We start from the raw sequence: 6,749 nt of genomic DNA, 5'->3' as shown, positions 1-6,749 counted from the left end.
CAGGCGGCGCCCCCGCTCCGACGAGGCGCCGAAACGGTCCTGGCGCATCCGCGCGATAAGATGTTTGAGATGGGCAATCTGCGCTTCGGCGCTGGCCGCGCGCGCTTCTGCATCAGTGGCCCGGAGTTCGGCGACCTGGGCACGCGCCTCGGCAGCGGCGAGTGCTGCGCGCAAGGCGATGATATCGTCCGTGTCTCCCGTCATGAAGGCAGTTGATCACATGGGCGCTCAAAAGGGTACCAGTATATACTGGCCTGACGCAGTTTTTATTATCCCGCCAGTTCAGGTCTCCATGTTTTCTGAGGATTGCGCCAATCCACACCCTCCAGCGAAGGCATTAAGGAATATACTGCCCATTGAGGGTGACGAATCCCCGGCAGGGGTTGTCAAGGTATGCGATCCGCGCCATCCGCTATTTGGTCGCCGCCTCGTCGTGTTGCGGCGGCTTGCTGCACGTGGGGACAATTTTCCGATCTCGTATGAGGTTTCTTACGACCGCGGTGGTACGCTGATCATTCCCGTTGCAGCCGTCGACTTCGACGTGAACGTATTTAATGGTACAAAACTGTCGGTCGATAGTATAAATGAATTGGTATCGGAAATCGACCGGATCGAGAACGATGCCAATTCAACCCAAAGATCTCTGGATATTGCTTCAGCCGAAGCAGAAACGTCAGATCATCGACGAGATCGCAGGCATTCTGGGGGAGACGTCCCATGAGATCGGAATTGGTTCTGCCAATGCATCTGGGTCGGAAAGCGATCGTCTATGTGCGTCAGTCGACGCCCAGTCAGATCATCAGCAACCAGGAAAGTCTGCGTCTTCAATATGCCCTGAAACTCCGGGCCCGCGAACTCGGCTGGAAGGCAGGCGACGTCGAAATCATTGATGCGGATCTGGGACTCAGTGGTGCCTCCACGCTGCGCCGGGAAGGCTTCCGGGAGTTGGTCGGGCGTGTCGGCCTGGGCGAGGTCGGTCTTATTCTGTCGATCGACGTGACACGTCTCGCGCGAAACTGCTCGGACTGGTATCCGCTGCTCGATATCTGCGGGTTGCAGAAATGTCTCATTGCAGATCGGGATGGTGTCTACGATCCGGCATCGCCAAACGGTCGTTTGCTCCTTGGTCTCAAAGGGACTATCTCGGAACTCGAACTGCACACAATCCGCAGTCGTCTGACTGTCGGCCTTCTTGCAAAGGCGGAACGCGGTGCTCTGGCGTTGACGCTGCCGATTGGCTTTGTCCGTAATCCTGGCGGTGCAGTCGTCAAAGACCCCAATGTTGAGGTTCAGGGAAGATTAGCTTTTCTTTTCAGTACTTTCCTGAAAGTGAAATCAGTCTCGCAGGTTATGAGGCATCTCAATCGTAATGGTCTCGATCTGCCAGCCCGAGACCGGCACGGCGATCTGCACTGGACAGCGGCCACGTTGGCAGCAGTGGCACGCATTTTGCGGAACCCGGCCTATGCAGGTGCCTTTGTTTACGGACGAACGCGGCTCAAGGCGCAAAGGCCTGGAAATCTACCGCAGAAAACCCCCCGGCCCATCGATGAATGGCGCATTGTCGTTCGGGACCAGTATCCTGGTTATATCGATTGGCAGACCTATCTGAAAATTCGCCACATCATGAACGATAACAAGGTTGATTACATGCGTACCAATAGCCGCGGGGTGCCGCGTAACGGCGGTCTGCTGTTACATGGGATCGTTCGGTGTGCCCGATGTGGCCACAAAATGTATGTGCGATATCAGAATGGCGGCGAGTATGTCTGTAATCATTTGCGCACGCACCAGGGCCTGCCAACGTGTCAGCATGTACGGGCCCCAGCGATTGATGCTGCGGTTACACAAGCCTTTCTGGAAGCGGTGGCGCCTGCTGAATTCGAGGCGTTCTCTGCCGCATACAAGGCCCGGCGTCAATCCGTCGCGGAAGTCCGCCGAGGCCTTGAGCAGCAACTCGAGCGCAGGCGCTACGAAGCGACGCTGGCTGAACGGCAGTTCAACAAGGTCGATCCGGACAATCGTCTGGTCGCCGCCGAACTGGAGCGACGTTGGGAGACGGCCCTCAATGATGTACGCACAGCAGAAGAGGCTTTGTCCCGATCGGAAGCCGGACAACCCGCTTCTCCGCTCGTGTTGCCGCGCGAGATGGGCGCAAAGGTCGTTCATATCCAGGGCCGGCTCCCAAAGATCTGGCACGACCCAGCCACCGATGATGCGAGACGCAAGGCGTTGCTACGATGCCTGGTCGAACAGGTGGTTCTCAATCGTGGTGAACACGAAACGGGAAGCGTCCGGATCATCTGGCGTGGCGGTCTGGTCACGGAACTGGCCGTACCGATGACGGTCTCTTCCGTGGATCGACTGGAACGTGGCGCTGAAATGCGGGCGAGAATTCTCGTTCTCGCGACATCCGGGCTGAATGACAGTGCCATCGCCGCAACCCTGACAGCAGAAGGCCACCGTTCCCCGGCATGTGTTGAGCGCGTGCTGCCGACGACAGTTGCTGCCATTCGACGAGATGCCGGTATTGCAGCTGCTCATAAACAGACGCGTTGGGCCCATGACACGTGTCTGCTCAGCGCCGTTCAACTGGCGAAGGAGCTCAGTATACCTGTAAACTGGCTTTACGTACAAATTCGTAAGGGACGATTGGTGATTGACCCTGCATCGTCGGGTGCGCATCTGTTCCGGCAGTCACCAGAAGTGTTCACAGCCATACGGAGACTGAGAAATCGCGAGATCGAACATGTCGATCTGAGAATCAATCGTCGTGAAAAGAGGGGGCATTGATATGTGCCATCGAGCAGACAAGTCAATTGTGACGGGGAGAGATGGATCGCTCCGTCCTTTGCCGAAGGCCACAGGAAATGCCCGCGCTCGATCCGCTTCGCATATAAGGAAAGGCCGATCCCATCGTGCCAGATCAGTTTCACCAGGTCGCCGCGTCGGCCCCTGAAGGCATAGACGTCACCCGCGAAAGGGTCACGACCCAGTGCTTCCTGGACCTTCAACGCCAGCCCGGGCATCCCCAGGCGCATATCAGTCACGCCGGCCGCCAGCCATATCCTCAGCGTGGAAGGAAGCGGGATCATGACCGCAGTGCGCCCACAATCTCACGCAGACGATCAGCGGACAGCCCTGTGTCGAACTCCAGCCGCACGCCGTCCGGAAAGATCAGGCTGACGGCTCGGCCGGACAGCGTTCCCTGTTCTCTCCGACGCTCCAATGGCGGCGGCTCGGGGACCGGGGCCACCATGACAGGTATGAACGATGTCCCGCCTTTGGCCTGCGCTTTGGCCCGAGCCTCTCGCCGCCAGCGAAACACCAGACTGGGATGGATCCCATACTGTGCAGCCACCTCCCTTATGGGGCGTCGGCTCTCGTAGGACGCGATGACCACTCGCGCGCGAAATTCAGGGGCGTGCCAGCGGCGGCGATCCGAAACGATCTCGATCCGCGAGGCGCCCGCCAGCCTGTCCCGCTCGCATGTCTCTCTACCGCTCCTTTGGAGCCTCTCCGCGGTACTACCTGCGACACTCGCAGGTAGTACCGCGTCCCTATCTCTTAAATCGCTCATGCTTCATAGCTGAACCAGACCAGAAATATTCAGCAAGGCGTCAGTCGCCGGGAGCTTACGATTCAGATGACGCGATCGCTCGAGATACCGATTGGTTGTGTGCGGATTCAGAGGTTACGGAGCGACCTCTGACCCGGATCAGCGGGAGGCGACCGCATGTTCCAGATAGAGCCGTAGCACCGTAACGGCTTCCTTGTCCTGGGCCGGGCGGGGGGCCGAAAGATCCTGTGGCAGGGCAAAGATCGCCTTGACCAGATGCAGCAGCATCACGGCCCGTTCGTCATGTGGACCCGGAGAACCACCCAGCCGTGACAACAGCTGGCTCATGCGCCCGATCAGCGCCTTGCGGAGCGTTCCTGTCCCATCTGGCAGGGTAATCCCGCTGTCGAGCAGCGAAAGGACGACTGAGCGTTCCGTCCGTAGACGCTGGATGATGTCCAGCAGTCCTTCTGCCGCATCACGTGGCGACAGCGTCGGATCGCGGTCAACCAGCTCATCCAGGGCATGCAGGAGCCGCGCGCCGTAGCGTTCGAGCACTGCGGCTGCCAGCACGTCCTTGGTCGGGAAAAAACGGTAGAGCGAACCGATTGCCGTGCTGGCACGGGCAGCGATCTCGGTCATTGTCGCCGCCTCGTAAGATTTCTCGCCAAAGACCGTTGTTGCGGCTGCGAGGATCGCTTCAACGCGGTCTCGTCCGCGCTGCCGCTTGGGCGCGAGTGGTGATGAACGGGGCGGGCTTGACATAATGCGAGGGTACCCTCAACTTTCTTTTATGCGAGACAGTCCTCGCATAACCGATTTTCCATTGCCGGTCGATGTTTGACCCGACCATGTATCCAGATCCCGGAAGGCGCCGATCCGTGAACAGATTTGACCCGCGAACCACCGCCCTTGTCCTCATTGACCTGCAGAATGGCATACTTGCCCTGCCAACCGCCCCGCGGCCATCGTCGCAGGTGCTGGAGAGCGGTAAATTGCTTGCTGCCCGCTTCCGGGATGCCGGTGCGACGGTCGTACTGGTTCGGGTCGCGTTTGCACCCGACTTTGCCGACGCGCCACCCGGTCTGGCCGACCAGCCCTTAAGCCCGCCGGAAGGCGGCCTGCCAGCGGACTGGGCGCACCTGGCCGATGGGCTGGCAGCACCCGGCGATATCGTCATCACCAAACATCAGTGGGGGGCATTTACAGGCACGGAACTCGACCTGCAGTTCCGCAGGCGGGGCATCCGGACGGTCGTGCTGGGCGGTATTGCTACGAATTTCGGGGTTGAATCCACCGCACGGCACGGCTGGGAACTTGGCTACCATATTGTCATCGCCGAGGATCTCTGCACCAGCCTGTCAACAGACCTTCACGATGTTTCCATCCGCTCGATCCTTCCGCGGATCGCACGCGTGCTGCCTTCCGATACAATCGTGTTTGGCGGTTAAGCGGTGAGGGTGGGGCCGTCCGCATGGCTGCTGGCCGGACGATGGGGTGTACTGGCACTGCTCGCTGGTTTTCGGTATGCTTCTGGCCGCCTTACGCCTGCCGGCTGCGCCGCTGCTGGGGCCACTGGGGGCGGCGGTCGTACTGGCCACACGGGGCGGCGCGGTCCGTATTTCCCGTTGGGCCTTTCTCGGCGCACAGGGCGTAGTTGGGGTCATGATCGCCAGCTATCTTTCAGCCTCGATCTTTCACGAAATGGCAGCCAGCTGGCCGGTATTTGTTGCCGGTACGTTTTCTACCCTGTCTGCGGCTGCCCTTCTCGGCTGGCTGCTGACACGTTCGCGCCTGCTACCCGGCAATACCGCGATCTGGGGTTCGTCACCCGGTGCGGCCACGGTCATGACCCTGATGGCGGAATCATACGGGGCGGATATGCGGCTCGTCGCCTTCATGCAATATCTGCGCGTGGCGTGCTGCGCCGTCATTGCGGCTGTTATTGCGCGCGTGACCGGAACGCCGTCCGCCCCGCTGGTCGTGGCACAGACCCTCTCATGGCAGGGTGCTTTACTTGCGCTTGTGATCGCGCTGGCAGGCAGCGCCTTGGGCACCCGTCTGCGCGTGCCGGCCGGGGGACTGCTTGTGCCCATGGGGATCGGGATGGCCGCGAGGCTTGGCGCCCATCTGCCGATCGAACAGCCGCATCTTCTGCTGGTCGCGGCCTATGCCCTGGTCGGGTGGGGCATCGGCATGCGGTTTACGCCAGATGTGCTGGCTTATGCCGGACGTGTCTTTCCACGTGTGCTGGGTTCCATCCTCGCGCTGATTGCAGTGTGTGGCGGCTTTGCATTGGTGCTGGCCCGGCTGGCGCATGTGGATCTGCTGACGGCTTATCTTGCAACCAGCCCTGGTGGAGCTGATTCCGTCTCCATTATCGCCTCGACCACAAAAGTGGACATGCCTTTCGTCATTGCCATGCAGGTCGCCCGGTTTTTCTGTGTTCTGGTCACCGGGCCAGCTTTGGCGCGTTTTCTGTCCCGCAGATCGTCGGGAAAAGGGCAGCGCGATGTGTCGCAAGAGATACATGGGAACTAGGCGAAAAGGAGGAGGGGCTTGCTGAAGACCAATGCGACAGATCCCGCCCTTGCAAACTCGCTGGCGCTGAGACTTGGGGTCACGACTCACTGATCAGAGCCAGAAGATGACGGTGGCAGCGAATGCAATGGCGGAGAGAAAGGCTGTGGGGCACCTGTCGTAGCGGCGCTTGTCGTATTTGACGGCCTTGTTCCGGGATTTTCGGCCCGGGATGCAGGGCTTGATGCCCTTTTCCTGCAAGGCGTCCGTGAACCAGTCGGCATCATAGCCCCGGTCGGCGAGTAGCCATTGGGCCTTCGGCAACTCATCGAGCAGAGCGGCGGCGCCGATATAATCACTGACCTGGCCTGCGGTCATGAAGAATCTCAAAGGACGGCCATTCGCATCGGCAATGGCATGAAGCTTGGTGTCCATGCCGCCTTTCGTACGGCCGATCAGGCGGCCAGCATCCCCTTTTTTACCCGCAGGCTGGAAGCCGTGCGGTGCGCCTTCAGATAGGTCGCGTCGATCATCGCCGTCTTGCGCTCGGAAGCCTCGGGCGCAGCCAGACTGTTAAGCGGCATGGAAAAGTGACCCCTTTGGAAGGGGGACAGGCAGTCAAAAACGACCCCTTTCTGAGAAACGGGTTCACGATGGCCTTCATGCTGAA

6 protein-coding genes and 3 pseudogenes are annotated in these 6,749 nt (G+C 59.9%); 4 read left to right on the top strand and 5 right to left on the bottom strand.

Annotation, left to right across the window (positions count from 1 at the left end):
- A pseudogene (locus CFR71_RS16735) lies at positions 1 to 204 on the bottom strand (IS66 family transposase); the annotation flags it as partial.
- Between CFR71_RS16735 and CFR71_RS16300 the strand changes: the two are divergent.
- Positions 203 to 721 carry a hypothetical protein gene (locus CFR71_RS16300; protein ID WP_133251181.1) on the top strand — a complete coding sequence of 173 codons (519 nt, stop codon included), beginning with the start codon at positions 203 to 205 and terminating at the stop codon, positions 719 to 721. The pseudogene CFR71_RS16735 and the gene CFR71_RS16300 overlap by 2 nt on opposite strands.
- Positions 718 to 2,793: a recombinase family protein gene (locus CFR71_RS14980; protein WP_110532122.1), complete on the top strand. Its 2,076-nt coding sequence runs from the start codon at positions 718 to 720 to the stop codon at positions 2,791 to 2,793. Before CFR71_RS16300 ends, CFR71_RS14980 begins: the two co-directional genes overlap by 4 nt.
- A 14-nt stretch (positions 2,794 to 2,807) precedes the next feature.
- Here the strand turns inward: CFR71_RS14980 and tnpB are convergent.
- From tnpB to CFR71_RS14965, 3 genes and pseudogenes are all read right to left on the bottom strand, one after another.
- Positions 2,808 to 3,095 (bottom strand): annotated as a pseudogene (gene tnpB / locus CFR71_RS17055) (IS66 family insertion sequence element accessory protein TnpB); the annotation flags it as partial.
- Positions 3,092 to 3,580: an IS66-like element accessory protein TnpA gene (gene tnpA / locus CFR71_RS14970; RefSeq protein ID WP_239020445.1), complete on the bottom strand. Its 489-nt coding sequence runs from the start codon at positions 3,578 to 3,580 to the stop codon at positions 3,092 to 3,094. The pseudogene tnpB and the gene tnpA, both read right to left, overlap by 4 nt.
- A 138-nt stretch (positions 3,581 to 3,718) precedes the next feature.
- Entirely contained in the window at positions 3,719 to 4,324 is a 606-nt protein-coding gene (locus tag CFR71_RS14965; protein ID WP_110532120.1) for a TetR/AcrR family transcriptional regulator, read from the bottom strand.
- Positions 4,325 to 4,440: 116 nt separating this feature from the next.
- On the opposite strand from CFR71_RS14965, the gene CFR71_RS14960 reads away from it, so the two are divergent.
- Both CFR71_RS14960 and CFR71_RS14955 read left to right on the top strand, forming a co-directional pair.
- Positions 4,441 to 5,010 carry a hydrolase gene (locus CFR71_RS14960; RefSeq protein ID WP_110532124.1) on the top strand — a complete coding sequence of 190 codons (570 nt, stop codon included), beginning with the start codon at positions 4,441 to 4,443 and terminating at the stop codon, positions 5,008 to 5,010.
- 76 nt (positions 5,011 to 5,086) lie between these two features.
- Positions 5,087 to 6,100 (top strand): AbrB family transcriptional regulator, encoded by a 1,014-nt coding sequence (locus CFR71_RS14955; RefSeq protein ID WP_165832121.1) that lies wholly within the window; start codon positions 5,087 to 5,089, stop codon positions 6,098 to 6,100.
- Between the two features lie 93 nt (positions 6,101 to 6,193).
- Here CFR71_RS14955 and CFR71_RS14950 read toward each other — a convergent pair.
- Positions 6,194 to 6,678 (bottom strand): annotated as a pseudogene (locus CFR71_RS14950) (IS5 family transposase); the annotation flags it as partial.
- Positions 6,679 to 6,749: the final 71 nt, after the last annotated feature.

It is taken from the genome of Novacetimonas pomaceti, from assembly GCF_003207955.1.
Lineage (GTDB): Bacteria > Pseudomonadota > Alphaproteobacteria > Acetobacterales > Acetobacteraceae > Novacetimonas > Novacetimonas pomaceti.
This window is presented reverse-complemented; position numbering and strand designations above follow the sequence as displayed.

Excerpts from the sequence above, each read along its gene's own strand:
- CFR71_RS16300 (WP_133251181.1), top strand. The coding sequence starts at position 203 with ATGAAGGCAGTTGATCACATGGGCGCTCAAAAGGGTACCAGTATATAC.
- CFR71_RS14980 (WP_110532122.1), top strand. The coding sequence starts at position 718 with ATGAGATCGGAATTGGTTCTGCCAATGCATCTGGGTCGGAAAGCGATC.
- tnpA (WP_239020445.1), bottom strand. The coding sequence starts at position 3,580 with ATGAGCGATTTAAGAGATAGGGACGCGGTACTACCTGCGAGTGTCGCA.
- CFR71_RS14965 (WP_110532120.1), bottom strand. The coding sequence starts at position 4,324 with ATGTCAAGCCCGCCCCGTTCATCACCACTCGCGCCCAAGCGGCAGCGC.
- CFR71_RS14955 (WP_165832121.1), top strand. The coding sequence starts at position 5,087 with ATGCTTCTGGCCGCCTTACGCCTGCCGGCTGCGCCGCTGCTGGGGCCA.